This window comes from Gottfriedia sp. NPDC056225, from assembly GCF_042267765.1.
Lineage (GTDB): Bacteria > Bacillota > Bacilli > Bacillales > Bacillaceae_G > Gottfriedia.
Genome location: NZ_JBHJTJ010000007.1, coordinates 135,221 through 156,517, shown reverse-complemented (window position 1 = coordinate 156,517; position 21,297 = coordinate 135,221). Strand labels below are relative to the sequence as shown.

At 34.1% G+C, this 21,297-nt stretch carries 16 protein-coding genes; all 16 read left to right on the top strand.

Annotated features, from left to right (window positions below; all coding sequences use genetic code 11):
• Positions 1-18: 18 nt before the first annotated feature.
• Entirely contained in the window at positions 19-1,170 is a 1,152-nt protein-coding gene (gene dxr, locus ACFCYN_RS07720; protein WP_172445238.1) for a 1-deoxy-D-xylulose-5-phosphate reductoisomerase, read from the top strand.
• A 13-nt stretch (positions 1,171-1,183) separates the two neighbouring features.
• Positions 1,184-2,440, top strand: a complete 1,257-nt coding sequence (rseP, locus tag ACFCYN_RS07715) for an RIP metalloprotease RseP (protein ID WP_375948529.1) — start codon at positions 1,184-1,186, stop codon at positions 2,438-2,440.
• Positions 2,441-2,595: 155 nt separating this feature from the next.
• Positions 2,596-4,293, top strand: coding sequence for a proline--tRNA ligase (locus tag ACFCYN_RS07710; RefSeq protein ID WP_098171322.1), 1,698 nt, complete (start codon positions 2,596-2,598; stop codon positions 4,291-4,293).
• A 161-nt stretch (positions 4,294-4,454) separates the two neighbouring features.
• Complete coding sequence (locus ACFCYN_RS07705; RefSeq protein ID WP_375948526.1) at positions 4,455-8,762, top strand: PolC-type DNA polymerase III; 4,308 nt, start codon at positions 4,455-4,457, stop codon at positions 8,760-8,762.
• A gap of 233 nt (positions 8,763-8,995) precedes the next feature.
• A complete protein-coding gene (gene rimP, locus ACFCYN_RS07700) occupies positions 8,996-9,469 on the top strand; it encodes a ribosome maturation factor RimP (protein WP_098117476.1) in 474 nt (157 codons plus the stop codon).
• Between the two features lie 16 nt (positions 9,470-9,485).
• Complete coding sequence (nusA, locus tag ACFCYN_RS07695; RefSeq protein ID WP_172445235.1) at positions 9,486-10,610, top strand: transcription termination factor NusA; 1,125 nt, start codon at positions 9,486-9,488, stop codon at positions 10,608-10,610.
• A gap of 8 nt (positions 10,611-10,618) precedes the next feature.
• A complete protein-coding gene (gene rnpM, locus ACFCYN_RS07690) occupies positions 10,619-10,888 on the top strand; it encodes an RNase P modulator RnpM (RefSeq protein WP_172445234.1) in 270 nt (89 codons plus the stop codon).
• Positions 10,885-11,184 (top strand): YlxQ family RNA-binding protein, encoded by a 300-nt coding sequence (locus tag ACFCYN_RS07685; RefSeq protein ID WP_098117473.1) that lies wholly within the window; start codon positions 10,885-10,887, stop codon positions 11,182-11,184. The genes rnpM and ACFCYN_RS07685 overlap by 4 nt, the downstream gene beginning before the upstream one ends.
• 23 nt (positions 11,185-11,207) lie before the next feature.
• The gene (gene infB, locus ACFCYN_RS07680) at positions 11,208-13,382 is read left to right on the top strand and encodes a translation initiation factor IF-2 (protein ID WP_375948523.1); all 2,175 of its coding nucleotides are present in this window, start codon (positions 11,208-11,210) and stop codon (positions 13,380-13,382) included.
• A 186-nt stretch (positions 13,383-13,568) separates the two neighbouring features.
• Positions 13,569-13,916 (top strand): 30S ribosome-binding factor RbfA, encoded by a 348-nt coding sequence (gene rbfA, locus ACFCYN_RS07675; RefSeq protein ID WP_025568543.1) that lies wholly within the window; start codon positions 13,569-13,571, stop codon positions 13,914-13,916.
• A 71-nt stretch (positions 13,917-13,987) separates the two neighbouring features.
• Positions 13,988-14,899, top strand: coding sequence for a tRNA pseudouridine(55) synthase TruB (gene truB, locus ACFCYN_RS07670; RefSeq protein ID WP_375948520.1), 912 nt, complete (start codon positions 13,988-13,990; stop codon positions 14,897-14,899).
• 72 nt (positions 14,900-14,971) lie between these two features.
• A complete protein-coding gene (gene ribF / locus ACFCYN_RS07665; protein WP_375948518.1) occupies positions 14,972-15,916 on the top strand; it encodes a bifunctional riboflavin kinase/FAD synthetase in 945 nt (314 codons plus the stop codon).
• Positions 15,917-16,051: 135 nt separating this feature from the next.
• Positions 16,052-16,321: a 30S ribosomal protein S15 gene (gene rpsO / locus ACFCYN_RS07660; protein ID WP_025568545.1), complete on the top strand. Its 270-nt coding sequence runs from the start codon at positions 16,052-16,054 to the stop codon at positions 16,319-16,321.
• A 231-nt stretch (positions 16,322-16,552) separates the two neighbouring features.
• A complete protein-coding gene (gene pnp / locus ACFCYN_RS07655; RefSeq protein WP_375948516.1) occupies positions 16,553-18,667 on the top strand; it encodes a polyribonucleotide nucleotidyltransferase in 2,115 nt (704 codons plus the stop codon).
• A gap of 286 nt (positions 18,668-18,953) precedes the next feature.
• Positions 18,954-19,934: a polysaccharide deacetylase family protein gene (locus ACFCYN_RS07650; RefSeq protein WP_375948514.1), complete on the top strand. Its 981-nt coding sequence runs from the start codon at positions 18,954-18,956 to the stop codon at positions 19,932-19,934.
• A 99-nt stretch (positions 19,935-20,033) separates the two neighbouring features.
• Complete coding sequence (locus tag ACFCYN_RS07645; RefSeq protein ID WP_172445228.1) at positions 20,034-21,275, top strand: M16 family metallopeptidase; 1,242 nt, start codon at positions 20,034-20,036, stop codon at positions 21,273-21,275.
• Positions 21,276-21,297 lie beyond the last annotated feature (22 nt).

Sequence of the window (21,297 nt, the reverse complement as noted above, 5' to 3'; positions counted from 1 at the left end):
TTAAGGAGACATATGAGAATGAAGAAAATCAGCTTACTCGGAGCAACTGGTTCAATCGGTATTCAAACACTTGATATAATTAGAAATCAATCGAATGATTTTGAATTAGTCGCATGTTCTGCCGGTAGAAATATTGACGAATTATATAAGATAATTTTAGAATTTAATCCAAAACTAGTTTCAGTTGCAAGTAAAGAAGAAGCAAAAAGACTAGCGGGGCTGGATATCCCTTCTAAGACGAAAATTTTATATGGCGAAGAAGGTCTAATCGAAGTTGCAGTCCACGAAGACAGTACAATTCTAGTAAATGCAGTCGTTGGAAGTGTTGGCTTAGTGCCTACAATGAAAGCAATCCAAAGTGGTAAAACAATCGCTCTAGCGAATAAAGAGACTTTAGTAACGGCTGGTCATATTGTAATGGCAGAAGCAGCAAAATATGGTGTTTCAATCTTGCCAGTAGATAGTGAGCATTCGGCGATCTTCCAATGTTTAAATGGTGAAAACCCAAATGAAATACATAAATTAATCATCACAGCTTCCGGTGGTAGTTTTAGAGACAAGTCAAGAAATCAATTAAAAGATGTTACAATTGAAGATGCCCTAAATCATCCAAATTGGTCAATGGGTGCTAAAATTACGATTGACTCAGCTACAATGATGAATAAAGGTTTAGAAGTCATTGAAGCGCATTGGTTATTTAATATGCCATATGAACAAATTGATGTAGTATTACATAGAGAAAGTGTTATTCACTCTATGATTGAATTTAAAGACGGTAGTGTAATGGCACAATTAGGAACACCTGATATGAGAGTCCCTATCGCTTATGCACTAAACTATCCTGAAAGAAAACCAGTAGCAAATCATAAACCATTAGATTTAATTAAATTTGGGACACTTCATTTTGAAAAAATGGATTTTAACAGGTTTAAATGTTTGGATTTTGCTTATCATGCTGGAAAAATAGGTGGTAGTTTACCAACAGTGTTAAATGCGGCAAATGAAGAAGCAGTAGCTGCTTTTCTTCAGGGAAAAATATCATTCTTACAAATTGAGAATTTTATAGAAAATGCTCTTGAAAAACACAATGTAATAAGTAATCCTTCATTGGAAGAAATTCGTAGCATTGATGATCAAACAAGACAATTCGTTTCATCACTATTAAAGTAAGGGTGGTAATTACATGAATACAGTAATCGCGTTTATCGTAATTTTTGGCGCACTTGTATTTTTTCATGAACTAGGTCATCTATATTTTGCAAAACGTGCTGGTATATTATGTAGAGAATTTGCAATTGGATTTGGTCCAAAAGTTTTCTCGTTTTATCGAAATGAAACTACATATACAATAAGATTATTACCACTTGGTGGCTATGTTCGATATGCTGGAGAAGATCCGGAAATGGTACAAGTTAAGCCTGGATCACATATCGGATTACAATTTAATTCAAATAATGAAGTAACAAAGATTGTTGTTGATCAATTTGATCGTTTCCAAGACCTTCGTTTTGTTGAAGTAGATTCGATTGATTTAGAGCATAAGCTAGAAATCATTGGAATAGAAGAAGGTTCTGAAGAAGTTTCTAAATTCAATGTAAATGAAAAAGCGTTCGTTTATAGTGAAGGACAAGGTCATCAAATTGCACCGTATAACAGACAATTTAATAGTAAATCTGTTGGTAAAAGAGCGATTGCAATTTTTGCTGGTCCGATGATGAACTTTGTTTTAGCTTTAGTTATTTTCATCTTACTAGGTTTACTTCAAGGAACACCTGTTAACGATGCAAAAATCGGTAAGCTACTTCCAAAAGGTGCAGCGCAAACGGCTGGTCTAAAAGAAGGAGATGCGGTTTTATCAATTGATAATCATTCAGTTTCGAAATGGGCGGAAGTAGTTAAGATTGTAAGAGAAAGCCCGGGAAAAGAATTATTATTTAATGTTAAACGAGATAACAAAACGATTTCGCTTCCAGTTACGCCAAAATCAGAAGAAATTGATCATAAAGTAAATGGCTTAATTGGTGTATATGCGCCAGTTGAGAAAAATGTTTTTTCTTCGATTAAATATGGAATAACTGAAACGTATGGTTGGACAAAAGAAATAGTTTTAGCAGTTGGTCATTTAGTTACTGGTCAATTCTCTATTAATAATCTTTCTGGTCCAGTTGGTATTTATCAAGTTACAGATCAAGCTGCACATTCAGGTATATTCTATTTAATGAAATGGGCAGCATTCTTAAGTATCAACCTTGGTATTATGAATTTATTACCACTACCAGCTCTTGATGGTGGTAGACTGACATTTTTTGCAATAGAAGCATTAAGAGGAAGACCGATTGATCGCCAAAAAGAAGGTGTTGTTCACTTTATCGGTTTTGCGTTATTAATGTTATTAATGATTATCGTAACTTGGAACGATATTAAAAGATTATTCTTATAAGAAGCTCTGTTTAATTTAAACGTGTAATGAGAATCCGCGTCTTACTTGCTAAAAAAACGGACTTACTGAGCCCGTTTTTTAGTGGGAGCGGATTCTTATCATTATTAGTAAAAAAAGAATTTGAGAATAAAAGAAAAAATATGAGGTGAATCCTTTTGAAACAAAGTATCGTATATAGTCCAACTCTTCGTGAAGTACCATCAGATGCAGATATTAAAAGCCATCAATTATTATTAAGAGCTGGTTTTATTAGACAGAATGCATCTGGTATATATAGTTTTTTACCACTTGGGAATAAAGTTCTTCAAAAAGTAGCAAATATCGTTCGAGAAGAAATGAACAATGCAGGTGCGATGGAAATGTTAATGCCATCAATGCAAGCACAAGAATTATGGGAAGAATCAGGTCGTTGGGAAAATTTTGGACCAGAATTAATGCGTTTAAGAGATCGTCATGGTAGAGGATTTGCTCTAGGGGCAACTCATGAAGAAGTTGTTACTTCAATTATTCGCGATGAATTAAAATCGTATAAAAAGTTACCGATTACACTTTATCAAGTTCAATCTAAATTCCGTGATGAAAAACGTCCTCGATTTGGATTACTACGTGGTCGTGAGTTCTTAATGAAAGATGCCTATTCATTCCATGCGACTCAAGAGAGTTTAGATGAAGTGTATGATCGACTATTTACTGCTTATAGTAATGTATTTACACGCTGTGGTCTGAATTTCAGAGCGGTTGTAGCAGATTCAGGTGCAATGGGTGGTAAAGATACACATGAGTTTATGGTGTTATCTGACATCGGTGAAGATACGATTGCTTTTTCGAATGAATCTAACTATGCAGCAAATATTGAAATGGCTCCAATTATTACAAATTATGAACCATCAGACGAGCCGCTAGAAGAAGTTCAAAAAGTAGAAACGCCAAATCAAAAAACAATCGATGAAGTGATTGAATTCTTAAATTTACCGATTGAAAAAAGTATTAAATCAATTATTTTTAAAGCAGACGAAAATTTTGTTTTAGTTCTTGCTCGTGGTGATCACGAAATCAACGATATTAAATTGAAAAATTATTTAGGTGCACATTCGGTAGAGCTTGCTTCTAAAGAAGAAGTAAAAGAGCTAATGAACTGTGAAATCGGATCATTAGGTCCTATCGGCGTGAAATCTGATTTATTAGTTTTAGCTGATCAAGCAATTAAAGGAATTGTAAATGGTTGCTGTGGAGCAAATGAAGAAGGTTACCACTACATTAACGTTACTGTAAATCGCGACTATAACGTTAAAGACTTTGTAGATTTAAGATTTATTCAAGAAGGTGACTTATCACCAGACGGTAATGGTACAATCTCATTTGCAAAAGGTATTGAGGTAGGTCATGTATTCAAATTAGGTACAAAATATTCTGAGTCTATGAATGCTACATTCTTAGATGAAAATGGTAAATCAAATCCAATCATTATGGGATGCTACGGAATCGGTGTATCTCGTACATTAGCTGCAATTGTAGAACAATATAATGATGAAAAAGGTATTGTCTGGCCTAAAAATCTTGCTCCATTCGATGTACATGTTATTACTGTAAATACAAAGAATGAAGAGCAAGTTACTCTAGCGGATGATATTTATAAAACATTAAAAGAAATTGGACAAGATGTATTACTAGATGATCGAAATGAACGCGTAGGCGTTAAGTTCGCAGATGCAGATCTTTTCGGTATTCCTGTACGTGTAGTAGTTGGTAAAAAGGCTGCAGAAGGAATTGTAGAATTAAAAACTAGAGATGGACAAGTTAGCAAAGAAGTAGAAATTTCTAACCTTGTGAATGAAATAAATATGTTAAAATAAAATAAAAGTGGGTCGACCTCTTAAAGGGTGACGGGCACACAAATAATGAAAGTACCTCTTTTTTGAGAGGTACTTTCAATTTTTAGTCAAAATCTAGACTTTTATAATTTCAAAAATGTATTGTATTTTTTAATGCAATTTTTTAAAAGGTTGGTGAAAGAATGGGACAAACTCGAGAGGAACGTTTTCAGCTATTATTAGATCAACTTCAATTTCCTCAAGAAATGCGAGAACTGTATTTTAAAAACGGAGAAATCGTAAATCTTGAAGTAAATAAAAGTGAAAGAAAATGGCAGTTTATCTTTAAAATAGAAAATGTTTTACCTTTTGCAACGTTTCAAGTTTTTGTTACAAGTTTATTAAGGACGTTTAAACATATAGCAGATGTTTCAGTAGTTATTAAAACAGATAACCTAACTATTGAAGAACAAAAAGTAATCGATTATTGGTCATTTATGATTCAATCAGTTGAATCAAAATCTCCAATTTTACAACATATAGAAGGAGCAATACCTTCAGTTGAAAATAATAAAGTAACGATTAATTTAAATAGTCTAATTGAAGAAAATACATTTACAAGTAGATATGTACCTCAGCTTCAAGACTTATACCAAAAAGTAGGCTTTCCAAAATTATTTTTTGAGAATACGATTCTTGAAAATGTAGAAGAAAAAGCCGAGTTTCTTGAGAAAAAGGCTGAGGAAGATCGCAAAAGAGCGATGGAAGTACTTGTTGAATTAGATAAGAGAGAGGCAGAAGAGGCTGAGGGAGATGAACCACAAGGTCCTCTAGTTGTCGGTTATTATATTAAGGAAACAGAAATTAATACAATCTCGTCAATCATTGAAGAAGAAAAACGTGTTGTAGTCCAAGGTTATGTATTTGATTCTGAAGTACGTGAACTTAAAAGTGGCAGGGTCTTAATTACGTTTAAAATGACAGATTACACTAGCTCAATACTAGTGAAAATGTTCTCTAGAGACAAAGAAGATATCCCGATGTTAAATAGAATCAAAAAGGGTATGTGGTTAAAAGTAAGAGGATCAGTACAAAATGATACATTTGTACGTGATTTAGTGATGATGGCAAATGATATTAATGAGATTACTCCTGAAGAACGGAAGGATAAGGCAAAAGAAGGTGAGCGCAGAATCGAGTTACATGCACATACTCATATGAGCCAAATGGATTCTGTAGTTTCAGCAGGAGACTTAGTTAAGCAAGCAAGTAAGTTTGGACATGAGGCAATTGCCATCACGGATCATGCAGTTGTACAGTCCTTCCCAGAAGCATTTGGAACAGGTAAAAAACTTGGTGTGAAAATATTATATGGTGTTGAAATAAATCTAGTAAATGATGGTGTTCCAACAGCATATAATCCATCTCATGTTTCATTAGAGGAAGCAACCTATGTTGTATTTGACGTAGAGACAACTGGACTATCAGCGGTTTACGATACGATTATCGAATTAGCTGCTGTTAAGATTCATAAAGGTGAAATTATTGATCGATTTGAACGATTCGCAAATCCACATCACCCTTTAAGCGCAACTACAATCGAATTAACTGGAATTACAGACGAAATGGTTAAAGATGCTCCAAATGTAGACGTTATTCTTCGGGAATTTAAAGAGTGGATGGGTGACGATATACTTGTCGCACATAATGCATCATTTGATATGGGCTTTATTCAAATGGGCTTTAAAAAATTTGATATTGGAATTACGAATAACGGTGTAATTGATACGCTTGAGTTAGCTAGAAACTTGTATCCAGATTTTAAAAACTTCCGCTTAAATACACTATGTAAAAAATTCGATATTAACTTAACACAACATCATAGAGCGATTTATGATGCTGAAGCCACTGGTTTCTTGCTTCTAAAAATGCTTAAAGATGCAGCAGAGCAGGATATGAATTATCATGACGAGCTAAATAATAATATGGGGAAAGGCGATGCGTATAAACGAGCACGACCATCACATGCGACTTTACTTGCAACGAATGAGATAGGTCTAAAAAACTTGTTTAAAATTGTTTCATATTCCCATCTTCATTATCATCATCGAGTTGCAAGGGTACCTAGATCATTATTAGTAAAACATCGTGAAGGAATATTAGTTGGATCTGCTTGTGATAAAGGTGAAGTTTTTGAGGCGAGTGTTCAAAAATCTCCTGAAGAAGCAGAAAAGCTAATGGAATTTTATGATTATATTGAAGTAATGCCACCAGAAACATTATTACATTTAATAGAATTAGAACTTGTTCGAAATGAACAACATTTAAGAGAAGTAATCTCAAAGCTAGTGAAAATGGCCGAAAAAGTAGAAAAAATTGTAGTTGGTACTGGTAACGTACATCACTTACAAAAAGAAGACCAAATTTATCGCAAAATTTTAGTTGGTTCTCAAGGCGGAGCAAATCCATTAAATCGACATCGCTTACCGGATGTTCATTTTAGAACAACTGATGAAATGCTAGCTTCTTTCGCATTTTTAGGAGAAGAAAAAGCAAAAGAGATCGTCGTTACAAATACTCAAAAAATTTCTAGTTTAATTGAAGATATTAAACCAATTAAAGATGACTTATATACTCCAAAAATTGAAGGCGCAGAAGATGAAGTTCGTGATATGAGCTATCAAATGGCAAGGTCTATTTATGGGGAGCAGTTACCTGAAATTGTAGAAGCGCGTCTTGAAAAAGAATTGAAAAGTATCATTGGGCATGGATTCGCCGTAATTTACTTGATTTCACATAAACTAGTAAAAAAATCTTTAGATGACGGTTACCTAGTAGGTTCAAGGGGATCTGTAGGATCATCACTAGTTGCGACGATGACAGAAATAACGGAAGTAAATCCACTTCCACCACATTATGTCTGTCCAAATTGTAAACTCTCAGAGTTCTTCAATGATGGATCTGTAGGATCGGGATTTGATTTACCTAATAAAGATTGTCCAGAATGTGGAACAGCATTTAAAAAAGATGGACATGATATTCCTTTCGAAACCTTCCTTGGATTTAAAGGGGATAAGGTTCCTGATATTGATTTGAATTTCAGCGGAGAATATCAACCAACTGCTCACAACTACACAAAAGTACTATTTGGTGAGGACTACGTGTATCGTGCAGGTACAATTGGTACCGTAGCTGATAAAACAGCTTACGGTTATGTAAGAGGCTATGCAAATGATCATAATCTGACTTTACGAGGGGCTGAATATGATCGCTTAGCGATGGGATGTACAGGTGTTAAAAGAACAACTGGTCAACATCCAGGGGGGATTATCGTTGTACCAGATTATATGGACATTTTTGATTTTTCTCCAATTCAGTTCCCAGCCGATGATGTGAAGTCTGAATGGAAAACGACTCATTTTGATTTCCACTCAATCCATGATAATTTATTAAAACTTGATATTCTTGGACACGATGATCCAACCGTTATCCGTATGCTTCAAGACTTAAGTGGAATTGATCCAAAAACAATTCCTACTGATGATCCTGAAGTAATGAAAATATTTGCGGGACCTGAGCCATTAGGTGTTTCAGAAGAACAGATTGGCTGTAAAACAGGTACTTATGGAATTCCTGAATTTGGAACAAAATTCGTTCGTCAAATGTTAGAAGATACGAAGCCATCTACATTTTCTGAACTAGTTCAAATATCAGGTCTATCACATGGTACCGATGTATGGTTAGGAAATGCGTCTGAGTTAATAAACAGCGGAACATGTTCTCTATCTGAAGTAATTGGTTGTCGTGATGACATTATGGTTTATTTAATTTATCAAGGATTAGATCCATCATTAGCATTTAAAATAATGGAATCTGTTCGTAAAGGTAAAGGTGTACCACCAGAGTGGGAAGAGGAAATGAGAAATAATAAGGTTCCTGCATGGTATATTGATTCTTGTAAAAAAATTAAGTACATGTTCCCGAAAGCGCATGCTGCTGCATACGTTTTGATGGCGGTACGAATTGCTTATTTCAAAGTACATCATCCAATTCTTTATTATGCTGCTTATTTTACAGTACGTGCAGAAGATTTTGATATTGAAGCAATGATCACAGGTCCAAGTACGATCAAAGTAAAAATTGAAGAAATTGCCATAAAGGGATTAGATGCATCAGTTAAAGAAAGAAGTTTAATGACTGTACTTGAGTTAGCGTTAGAAATGTGTGAAAGAGGCTTTTCATTTGAAAAAATGGATTTATATCGATCAAGTTCCGATGAATTTTTAGTAAATGGTAATAAATTATTACCTCCATTCAATTCGATTCCAGGATTAGGGACAAATGCTGCTAAAAACATTGTAACAGCAAGAGAAGACGGTGAATTCCTTTCAAAAGAAGATTTACAACAAAGAAGTAAAATTTCTAAAACAGTATTAGAATATCTAGATAAACAAGGCTGTTTACAAAATTTACCAGATCAAAATCAATTATCACTATTCGATGGCTTTTAAAGTTTGCAAAACTTGGGAATTATGGTATAGTAAATACAGATGTGATTTAGCACGGGATTTTTTTTGGAGAGCAGGGGAACCTGCTCTTTCTTATTACCCAATTCATCTTTTACCGATGATATTAACCTTAATTTTAGGTTACGATTATTGTGTAAATTGGAAATACTAAAGATAATTTCCCTGCTAAATAGCAGGGAATTTTCATCTTGTTATGTTTGGAAGGAGGATACTTCTTGAGTAAGAAGGTCACAGAGGTTGTAACGGAATTAGCGCAACCAATAATTGAACAACTAGGATTAGAATTAGTTGATGTAGAATACGTAAAAGAAGGAAAAGACTGGTTCCTTCGAGTATTTATAGATAGTGAGAATGGAATTGATTTGGAACAATGTGCCGGAGTAAGTGAAAAACTTAGTGAAGTATTAGATGAAAAAGATCCAATTGAAAATCTTTACTTCTTAGATGTTTCATCACCTGGTGCTGAGCGTCCATTAAAAAAAGAACAGGACTTTATCAAAGCGATTGGAAAACAAGTTTTCATCAAAACTTACGAGCCAATCCTTGACGAAAAGAAATTTGAAGGAAAATTAATATCCTATACGTCAGAAGAAGTTCAGTTAGAATTAACGATTAAAACGAGAAAAAAAATGATTACAATTCCAACACCAAAAATCGCAAGTGCAAGACTTGCTGTTACGTTTTTCTAAGTAGGGGGTACTTTTAATGAGTTCGGAGTTATTAACAGCATTAGAAATAATTGAAAGAGAAAAAGGAATTAGCAAAGATGTGGTAATTGAAGCGATTGAAGCGGCTTTAATTTCTGCTTATAAACGTAATTTTAATCAAGCACAAAATGTTCGAGTTGATTTTAACCTACATAATGGTTCAATTCGTGTATTTGCAAGAAAAGAAGTTGTAAGCAATGTGTTTGATACTCGTTTAGAAATTACTGTTGAAGAAGCTCAAACGCATAATCCAAACTTTATGGTTGGAGATGTCATTGAGTTAGAAGTAACTCCAAAAGACTTTGGACGAGTTGCTGCAACTACTGCTAAACAAGTAGTAACACAAAGAGTTCGTGAAGCAGAACGCGGTGTAATTTACTCTGAATACATTGATCGTCAAGAAGATATGATGACAGGTACAGTACAACGTATCGACTCTCGAGCAATTTATGTTAACTTAGGTAAAATAGAAGCAGTGCTTCCTGTAACAGAACAAATTCCAACTGAGAAATACAAAATCCATGACCGCATTAAAGTATTTGTTACAAAAGTTGAAAAAACGTCTAAAGGACCACAAATTTTTGTATCACGTACACACCCTGGATTACTAAAACGCTTATTTGAAACTGAAGTACCTGAAATATATGATGGAGTTGTAGAAATTCGTTCTGTAGCTCGTGAAGCTGGAGACCGCTCTAAAATTTCAGTCTATACATCAAATCCAGATTTAGATCCAGTAGGTGCTTGTGTAGGTCAAAAAGGACAACGTGTTCAATCAATCGTGAATGAATTAAAAGGTGAAAAGATTGACATTGTACGTTGGTCTTCTGATCCAGTAGAATTTGTAGCAAATGCACTAAGTCCATCACAAGTCATTAGAGTTTTAGTTAATGAAGATGATAAAGCAACTACTGTAGTTGTGCCGGATCACCAATTGTCTCTTGCAATTGGAAAAAGAGGTCAAAATGCAAGATTAGCTGCGCGTTTAACTGGATGGAAAATTGATATTAAATCACAGTCAGATGCAGATAAAATTGGGATTGACTATACATCACCAGCACAAGAAGTAACAGTTTCTAATGATAGTTTTGAAGCTTACGCTGACGACTTTAATGAGGAGTGAGTAAACTCATGAATCGAAAAATTCCATTACGTAAGTGTGTTGTTACACAAGAAATGAAACCAAAAAAAGAATTAATAAGAATTGTGCGTTCTAAAGAAGGAGAAGTGTCAATTGATCCAAGTGGTAAAAAATCGGGTCGTGGCGCGTACTTAACAAAATCTGTTGAAGTTGTGAAACTAGCTCAACAAAAAAATACTTTAGAACAGCAATTAAACGCTAAAATTGATACTAGCTTATATGACGAACTAATTGCTTTTATTGAAAAGGACCAAACATGATAGATAAAGGCTTGTCATTATTAGGACTTGCAGCTAGAGCTCGAAAAGTGGTTTCAGGCGAGGAGTTAGTTGTAAAAGAGGTCCAGCAAAAAAGAGCAAAGCTAGTGATTTTGTCAAAGGATGCTTCCGATTTAACCGCGAAGAAAATAAAAGACAAAACAACTTATTACAATACACCACTTTGCTATGTTGAAAATCGATATGAATTAGGGCACGCTATTGGGAAAGATGCTCGCGTGGTCGTTGCAATTACTGATCAAGGATTTGCAACAAAACTTCAGACATTATTAAATTAATGGACTAATCTGGGGGTGAACGTATGACGAAAATTAGAATTTATGAGTATGCTAAAAAGCAAAATGTTTCAAGTAAGGAAATTATTGAAAGACTCAAGGATTTAAAAATCGAAGTAAAGAATCATATGGCCACAATTGCAGAAGATATTGTTGAAAAGTTAAATGTGAGTTTTCAGCCTAAAACTGTTGAGATAAAACAACCCCAAAAAGCTAAACCTTCTTTTAAGGTAATTCCTGCATTTAATGTAGAAGTTAGTGAAGAGCTTGATTTCGAAGAAGATTATCAACTAGAAGAAACAGAAGTAAAGTCAAAAAAGAACAGTAATAAAAAGAAAAAGACTGATAGCCAAAAGCAAAGCAGTCAAAATGAAGATCGACAAACGACAGGGATAAAGAAAGGCATTCAAAATATGAATCATAAAAATAACTCGACCGATAATACCTCAAATAAAATAATTTTCTCAGGTTCTTTAAAAGTATCTGAGCTTGCAAAAAAATTAGGTAAAGAACCATCAGAATTAATTAAAAAATTATTCATGCTTGGCATTATGGCAACAATTAACCAAGACCTTGATAAAGACACAATAGAATTATTAGCAAGTGACTATGGTGTTGAAGTAGAAGAAGAAGTAATTGTTGATGAAACAGAATTCGAAGGCTTTATTGATGAAGCTGATGATGAAGCTTCTTTAGAAGAACGTCCACCAGTTGTAACAATTATGGGTCACGTTGACCATGGTAAAACAACTTTACTTGACTATATTCGTAAATCAAAGGTAACTGCTGGAGAAGCAGGTGGTATCACTCAACATATCGGTGCTTACCAAGTAGAAATCGAAGGAAAGAAAATTACATTTTTAGATACTCCTGGTCACGCAGCGTTTACTACAATGCGTGCACGTGGAGCACAAGTTACTGATATTACAATTATCGTTGTAGCAGCTGATGACGGTGTTATGCCTCAAACAGTAGAAGCAATCAACCACGCAAAAGCAGCAGAAGTACCTATTATCATTGCTGTGAATAAAATGGATAAAGAAGCTGCAAACCCAGATCGTGTAATGCAGGAATTAACTGAACACGGTATTGTATCAGAGGCATGGGGTGGAGACACAATCTTTGTTCCAATTTCAGCATTAAATGGTGAAGGTGTTGATCAGTTACTTGAAATGATTCTTTTAGTTAGTGAAGTAGAAGAATATAAAGCAAATCCTACTCGTAAAGCACTAGGAACTGTAATTGAAGCTGAATTAGATAAAGGTAAAGGTTCAGTTGCAACATTATTAGTTCAAAATGGTACATTAAAAGTAGGAGATCCAATTGTAGTTGGTACTTCATTTGGTCGTGTACGTGCGATGGTAAATGACTTAGGTCGTCGAATTAAAGAAGCTGGCCCATCAACTCCAGTGGAAATTACTGGTTTAAATGAAGTTCCTCAAGCTGGCGACCGCTTTATGGTATTTGCTGATGAGAAACGTGCACGTCAAGTTGGTGAAGCTCGTGCTTCAAAAGCAGTTCTTCAACAACGTAGCGAAAGCTCAAAATTATCTCTTGAAGATTTATTTGCTCAAATTCAAGAAGGTAATGTAAAAGAAATCAACTTAATTGTAAAAGCAGACGTACAAGGTTCTGTTGAAGCGATGGCAGGTTCATTACAAAAAATTGAAGTTGAAGGCGTAAAAGTTAAAATTATCCATACTGGCGCAGGTGCAATTACTGAGTCTGATGTAATCTTAGCTTCAGCATCTAATGCAATCATTATTGGTTTCAATGTACGTCCTGATGTAAATGCAAAACGTACTGCTGATTTAGAAAAAGTTGATATTCGATTACACCGTATTATTTACAAAGCAATCGAAGAGATCAAAGCTGCGATGAAAGGTATGCTAGACCCTGAGTTCGAAGAAAAAGTAATCGGTCAAGCGGAAGTACGCCAAGTATTTAAAGTATCAAAAGTTGGAACAATTGCTGGATGTTATGTAACTGAAGGTAAAATCACTCGTGATAGCGGAGTTCGCTTAATTCGTGACGGTATTGTTGTATTTGAAGGTCAATTAGATACTTTAAAACGTTTCAAAGATGACGTTAAAGAAGTAGCTACAAACTACGAATGTGGTATTACGATCGAGAAATACAATGATATTAAAGAAGGCGACGTAATCGAAGCTTATGTAATGGAAGAAATTAAACGTAAATAACGAAAAATGAAGCGACTCACTTTGCCCCCGAAGTAAGCTAATTAGAGGGGCAAGTCGCTTTATGTTAGAAAAAGTGAACCGGTCTCAAATGATTAGGTAAGCAACATAAATAATTATTTATACAATTAGTTAAACTAATCGTATGAAAGCACGAAATGTTTTGCTTTGTAAGATAGAGGTGAAAGTATGAAAGTAAGAGCACATCGAGTTGGGGAACAAATGAAGAAAGAGCTTGGTGAAATTATTGGTAGAAAAATTAAAGATCCAAGAATCGGCTTCGTAACAGTTACTGACGTTCAAGTAACTGGTGACCTTCAACAAGCTAAAGTCTATATTTCAGTATTAGGTGACGATGAACAACGTCAGAATACATTAATTGGTTTAGCGAAAGCAAAAGGATTTATTCGTTCTGAAATTGGTCAACGTATTCGTTTACGTAAGACTCCAGAATTAATTTTTGAATTTGATGAGTCAGTCGATTATGGTAATCGAATTGAAACATTGCTAACTCAAATTAATAAAGAAAATAACTGATAATGAATGGATAGGCGAGTGATTCGTCTATCCATTTTTCATCATGCAAAAAATAAATTATAGGTGATAAGATGAATGGCGTAATCGCACTGAATAAACCAGCAGGTCTTACCTCTCATGACTGTGTCTTTAAAATTAGAAAAATTTTAAAAACAAAAAAGGTTGGTCATACAGGTACACTTGATCCCGAAGTAACGGGTGTTTTGCCAATATGTATTGGTGAAGCAACAAAGCTAATACCATATTTAACTGATGATCGTAAAAAATATATTGGTGAAATTACTTTAGGTTTTTCTACAACAACTGAGGATGCACATGGTGAAATAGTTGAGCAAAAGAATGTTGATCGAGTTATTACTCGTGAAGAAATTTTAACTGTTTTAAATCAATTAACAGGTGATATTCAGCAAACACCTCCAATGTATTCAGCAGTTAAAGTAAATGGTAAAAAGTTATATGAATATGCGCGAGCAGGAATCGAAGTAGAACGTCCAACTAGAACGATTACGATTTTTGAAATGATGTTACTTGATGATCGAGAAGTATTTGAAGGAGAAACAATTTCATTTAAATTTGAAGTGTTCTGTAGTAAAGGTACATATATTAGGACGTTAGCTGTTCAAATGGGTGAACTGTTAGGTTACCCTGCACATATGTCTTATTTAACTAGAACAAAAGCTGGTGCATTTACAATAGATGATTGTGTAACATTAGAGGAACTAGAAGAAGCTACTGAAGCAGCAACTCTTGATCGTGTGATGCTAACGATGGAGCAAGCACTAAATGAGTATCCTCGTTTAAATGTGACTGCCGAAGAAGAAGTAAGAGTATTTAATGGTGGATTTTTTCCTAACACAATGAATTGTAAAGAAGAAGAATATATTGCAGTCTATAACGAAAATAACAAAATTATTGCAATGTATACTCCAAATCCTAAAAATAATCAAGTCATTAAACCAACAAGAGTATTTCATAACCAATAGAAAAAACTATATAAATTTTAATCATTGTTCTATAATGGGAAAAGAGACTTGATTATAGAAAAGGTGATATAAATGACAAAAGTAATAAAAATCACCCATCCTCATTCAATAAAAAAAGAAGATTGTAAAGAAACGGTCTTAGCACTTGGCTTTTTTGATGGAGTACATATAGGTCATCAACAAGTCATAAAAACAGCCAAAGAGATTGCGGATGAAAAAGGATTATTATTATCAGTAATGACATTTGATCCTCATCCATCTGCTATACTTGGAAATCGTGATGATGCGATTTCTTATTTGACGCCTTTGGAACTAAAAGTGAAGTGGATGGAGAAACTTTGTGTAGACCAATTATTTGTAGTTGAATTTTCAGAGGAATTTGCAAATCTCCAACCACAAGAATTTGTCGATCAATATATTATTTCTTTAAATGCAAAACATGTTGTAGCTGGATTTGATTTTTCATTTGGAAAATATGGTAAAGGGAACATGGAATCATTACCATTCCATTCTCGAGGTGAATTTACTCAATCAACCGTAACGAAATTTGTTTTAGATGAAGAAAAAGTTAGTTCGACTCGCATTAGAGAAGCAATAAAAGCCGGCGAAATGGAAGATGCTACTCATTTACTTGGTAGACAGTATCAAATAAAGGGAATAGTTGTAGACGGGGACAAACGTGGTAGAACAATTGGATTTCCGACAGCTAATATTTCTGTTTCAATACCGTATGCATTACCTTCAGTTGGTGTTTATGCAGTAAAATGTATCGTTAACGGACAACTGTATGAAGGTATGTGTAATATAGGATACAAACCAACTTTTTATCATGAATTCCAAAAACAAACAATTGAAGTAAATATATTTGATTTTAACGATGATATTTATGGAAATGAAGTAGAATTATTCTGGTACACAAGAATACGTGATGAAAAGAAATTTAATGGAATCAATGAACTGATTGATCAATTACAAAAAGATCGAGAAACTGTAAAAAGTTATTTTCGAAATAACTAATTTACAAGACTTGCTTTTATAGTTAAAACAATGTAAACTTAATAAAGTATTTGAAAAACCGTTGCTTGGCTGATCGATTCACCGACGACTGCTAGGTGATAGGTGTTCAACAATAATATTATGAGGTGAATTAACATGGCATTAACTCAAGAACGTAAAAACGAAATTATCAGCACTTACAAAACTCATGCAAACGATACTGGTTCTCCAGAAGTTCAAATTGCAGTTTTAACTGAAAACATTAACTCTTTAAATGGGCACTTACGTACTCACAAAAAAGATCACCACTCTCGTCGTGGTTTATTAAAAATGGTTGGTAAGCGTCGTAACTTACTTAACTACTTACGTAACAAAGACATTACTCGTTACCGTGAATTAATTAACAAATTAGGTTTACGTCGTTAATTTCGAGTATTAATTTGATACTTTTAGAAAAAGCGGGATTCTTCCCGCTTTTTCTTATACATATCGACTTAAATTAAGTGTTCATTCGATGTTAAATTTATAAATATTTAATCTCTTTTTCTCGTTAGTTGATTTCTTTACTAAACATAGGAGATAATAGAGAATATACGATTTTTTACATAATTTAATCTAAACATTGAATTGTAAATTAGAGAGGGGTATTTATACCATATGGAACAACAAAAGCACGTTTTTTCCACGGAGCTTGCTGGTAAAACTCTTACAGTTGAAGTAGGACAATTAGCTAAGCAAGCAAATGGAGCAGTTTTAGTAAGATACGAAGATACTGTCGTATTATCATCAGCAACTGCATCAAAAGAACCTAAAAAAGTTAGCTTTTTCCCATTAACAGTAAACTATGAAGAGCGTTTATATGCAGTAGGTAAAATTCCTGGTGGATTTATTAAACGTGAAGGTAGACCAAGTGAAAAAGCAATTTTAGCGAGTCGATTAATTGACCGTCCAATTCGACCATTATTCGCAGATGGATTCCGTAATGAAGTACAAGTAATCAGTATGGTTATGAGTGTAGATCAAGATTGCTCATCAGAAATGGCTGCTATGTTTGGTAGTTCATTAGCTCTATGCGTATCTGACATTCCTTTTAATGGACCAATTGCTGGAGTAGTAGTCGGTCGTATAAACGGCGAATTTATTATTAATCCAACTGTTGAACAAGCTGAAAACAGTGACATTAATTTAACCGTAGCTGGAACAAAAGATGCAATTAACATGGTTGAAGCTGGAGCTGACGAAGTGCCAGAAGAAGTAATGCTTGAAGCAATCATGTTTGGTCATGAAGAAATTAAAAAATTAATTGCTTTCCAAGAAGATATAGTAGCTCAAATTGGTAAAGAAAAATTAGAAATTCAACTTCATGAAATTAATGCGGAATTAGAAAAACAAATTCGCGAAATTTGTGAAGAAGAATTAAACGCAGCAATCCAAGTTCATGAAAAACATGCTCGTGAAGATGCGATCAATGTAGTAAAAGAACGCGTTGTTCTACATTTTGAAGAAAATGAAGCGGACGACGAGACAATTGGACAAGTAAAAGAAATTCTTTCAATGCTTGTAAAAGAAGAAGTTCGCCGATTAATTACAGTTGAAAAAGTACGTCCAGATGGAAGAAAATTAGATGAAATCCGTCCATTATCTTCACAAGTTGGTTTACTACCACGTACGCATGGTTCTGGTTTATTCACTCGTGGGCAAACTCAAGCGTTAAGTATTTGTACACTAGGTGCTCTAGGTGACGTACAAATCCTTGATGGATTAGGTATTGAAGAATCAAAACGATTTATGCACCATTATAATTTCCCACAATTTAGCGTTGGGGAAACAGGACCAATTCGTGGACCAGGTCGTCGTGAAATTGGTCACGGAGCACTAGGAGAAAGAGCTCTTGAGCCAAGTATTCCGGATCAAAAAGACTTCCCATACACAATCCGTCTTGTTTCAGAAGTTCTTGAATCAAATGGATCAACTTCACAAGCTAGTATTTGTGCAAGTACATTAGCAATGATGGATGCAGGTGTACCAATTAAAGCACCAGTTGCAGGTATTGCAATGGGATTAATTAAATCTGGTGAACATTATTCAGTCCTTACAGATATTCAAGGTATGGAAGATCACTTAGGAGATATGGACTTTAAAGTTGCAGGTACTGCAAAAGGTGTTACTGCACTTCAAATGGACATTAAGATCGATGGATTATCAGAACAAATTTTAAAAGAAGCTTTAGAACAAGCGAAAATTGGACGTATGCAAATTCTTGATTCAATGTTGGCAACAATTAGCGAACCAAGAACAGCATTATCTGAGTTTGCTCCAAAAATCTTAATGATGTCAATTAATCCAGATAAAATTAAAGATGTTATCGGACCTGGTGGAAAACAAATCAATAAAATTATTGAAGAAACTGGCGTAAAAATTGACATTGAACAAGATGGTACTGTATTTATCTCATCTGTAGACCAACCTATGAACGAGCGTGCAAAACAAATTATTGAAGACCTTGTTCGTGAAGTAGAAGTAGGCCAACTATACATGGGTAAAGTTAAACGTATTGAAAAATTCGGCGCATTCGTTGAAATTTTTGCAGGTAAAGATGGCTTAGTACACATTTCTGAAATAGCAGAAGAGCGTATTGCAAAAGTTGAAGATGTACTTTCACTTGGGGACGAAATCCTTGTAAAAGTAACTGAAATCGACAAACAAGGCCGAGTTAACTTATCTCGCAAAGCAGTATTAAAAGAGCAAAAAGAAAAAGCTGAACAAAACTAAAAAAGAGAAAGTGTATAGCTTTCCTTATAATAAAGAACAACAGGCACTTAAGGTGAACCTGTTGTTTTTTTTTATTTTTTTGTTTTACCCTCTCTTTCTAGATACTTCCTTTCCTTGATTCCGCATTTCCTATTTTTTCCTGCATTTTTTTGTGTTTCATATTTTTTTTTGGTTACAATAAAAAAGTAGAACTAGAAATTACCATATAAGTACATAATTTTGTAGGGAGCTTGTTCTATTTTATTCAAAAATATCATATTCCTTCTAGTAGGAGGGTGTTTAGGAAATGAGTAGAGGTAGGTTAAAAGTCTTAGCATTAGTTGTGGCATTATTTCTAGCAACTCTAGTAGTTAGAAATCATTACACTAATCATTACGTAAGGAATTTAAATGCAAAATCGTCACTAGTAACAGCAAAAACAAATGATTTACTAGCTGAAATTAAAACAAACGCACCATCATATGAAATACCTCCTAAAGATGCTTATTTGGATTCGGTTTGGAAGGCCATTCCTGGGTATAACGGTTTAGCGGTTGATGTAGATGCATCGTATAGGAAAATGAAGGCAAAAGGCAAATTCGATAAGAGTAAGCTAGTTTTTAAAGAAGTTTCTCCTAAAATTCACTTAAAAGATTTACCTCCATCACCAGTGTATAAAGGGAATCCGGAAAAACCAATGGTAGCGTTTACGATTAATGTGGCTTGGGGAAATGAATACATTCCAAGAATGTTGGAAGTGTTAAAGAAGCACAATGCAAAAGCAACTTTCTTTCTAGAAGGTAGATGGGTAAAAAATAACCCAACTGTTGCTCAATTAATTATTGCTGCGGACCAAGAGGTTGGTAATCATTCGTATACACATCCTGATATGGCAAGATTAGGCAGTCAACAAATAAGAAATGAAATAGTGGAAACAAATTCTGTAATTTTAGCTACAACCGATCATAAAGTTGAATGGTTTGCCCCTCCAAGCGGTAGCTATCGTGATGAAGTGGTAAAAATTGCTTCAAGTTTAGGGTTAAAAACAATTATGTGGACAGCAGATACGATTGATTGGCAAAAGCCACCAAGAGAAGTCATTATTAATCGTGTCATGAAAAAAGCAGAAAATGGTACGATCGTTCTTATGCATCCAACCAAACCGACAGCTGATGCGCTTGATGAATTGATTACAAGAATTGAGACATCAGGAAGGAAAGTTGTAAATATCTCAACTTTATTAGATGAAAAACGGTACGATACAATTAAAAAAGTTGAAAACAAATGACAATTGAATTCAGCTTTGTTAAGATGATTGTAAAATATAGTTAAATTTTTCAATCTTATTACAATTGTAAATAGATGGTGTATACATAGGAGGCATTACATGATTGTACGACATACTTGTAAAAATGGAGTAAGAGTAGTTATTGAAAATATTTCAACGGTTCGTTCCGTTGCACTAGGTGTATGGATTAAAACTGGTTCATACAATGAAACACCAGAATTAAATGGCGTTTCGCATTTTCTAGAGCATATGTTCTTTAAAGGTACTAAAACGCGCAATGCTAAAGAAATTGCGGAAAGTTTTGATTCAATTGGTGGACAAGTAAATGCTTTTACTTCAAAAGAATATACTTGTTATTACGCTAAAGTTTTAGATACACATGCAGATTACGCATTAGAAGTACTAGGGGATATGTTCTTTAATTCAACTTTTGACGAGGGTGAATTAGAAAAAGAAAAAAATGTAGTACTAGAAGAAATTAAAATGTACGATGATACACCAGATGACTTAGTACATGACTTACTAAGCAAGGTTATGTATGAAACTCATCCACTAGGGTATCCAATATTAGGTACTGAAGAAACTTTAAAAACTTTTAATGGCGATACACTACGCCAATATATGAATGATTTTTATACACCAGATCAAGTCGTTATTTCGATTGCTGGTAATATTGATGAATCTTTTATTAAACGAGTTGAAGATTTATTTGGAAATTATGAAGGGAAAAAGAAAGACGTTAACTTTGGGATTCCTACAATTCATTATGGAGAAATTTCTCGTAAAAAAGAAACAGAACAAGCACATCTTTGTATCGGATATAGAGGTCTTGAACTAGGACATAAGGATTTATATCCATTAATCGCCTTAAATAATATTCTTGGCGGTAGTATGAGTAGTCGATTATTCCAAGATGTTCGTGAACAAAAAGGACTTGCTTACTCAGTTTTCTCATATCATTCTGCATATCAAGACAGTGGTATGGTGGCAATATATGGTGGTACTGGTAAAAGCCAAGTAAACCAATTATTTGAAACAATCCAAGAAACTTTAAAAGTTTTAAAGGCAGATGGCATATCAGAAAAAGAATTAATTAATTGTAAAGAACAATTAAAAGGTAATTTAATGTTAGGCTTAGAAAGTACAAATAGCAGAATGAGTCGTAATGGTAAAAATGAATTAATGATTGGTCATCATCGTTCATTAGATGAAATAATCAAATTAATTGATGACGTTACGATTGAAAATGTAAATGATATTGCAAACTTTGTCTTTACAGACGATTATGCAGTTGCATTAGTTAGTCCAGATGGGATAATTCCATCTAATTTAAAACATTAAGATTATGAATGAGAGGGTCCTT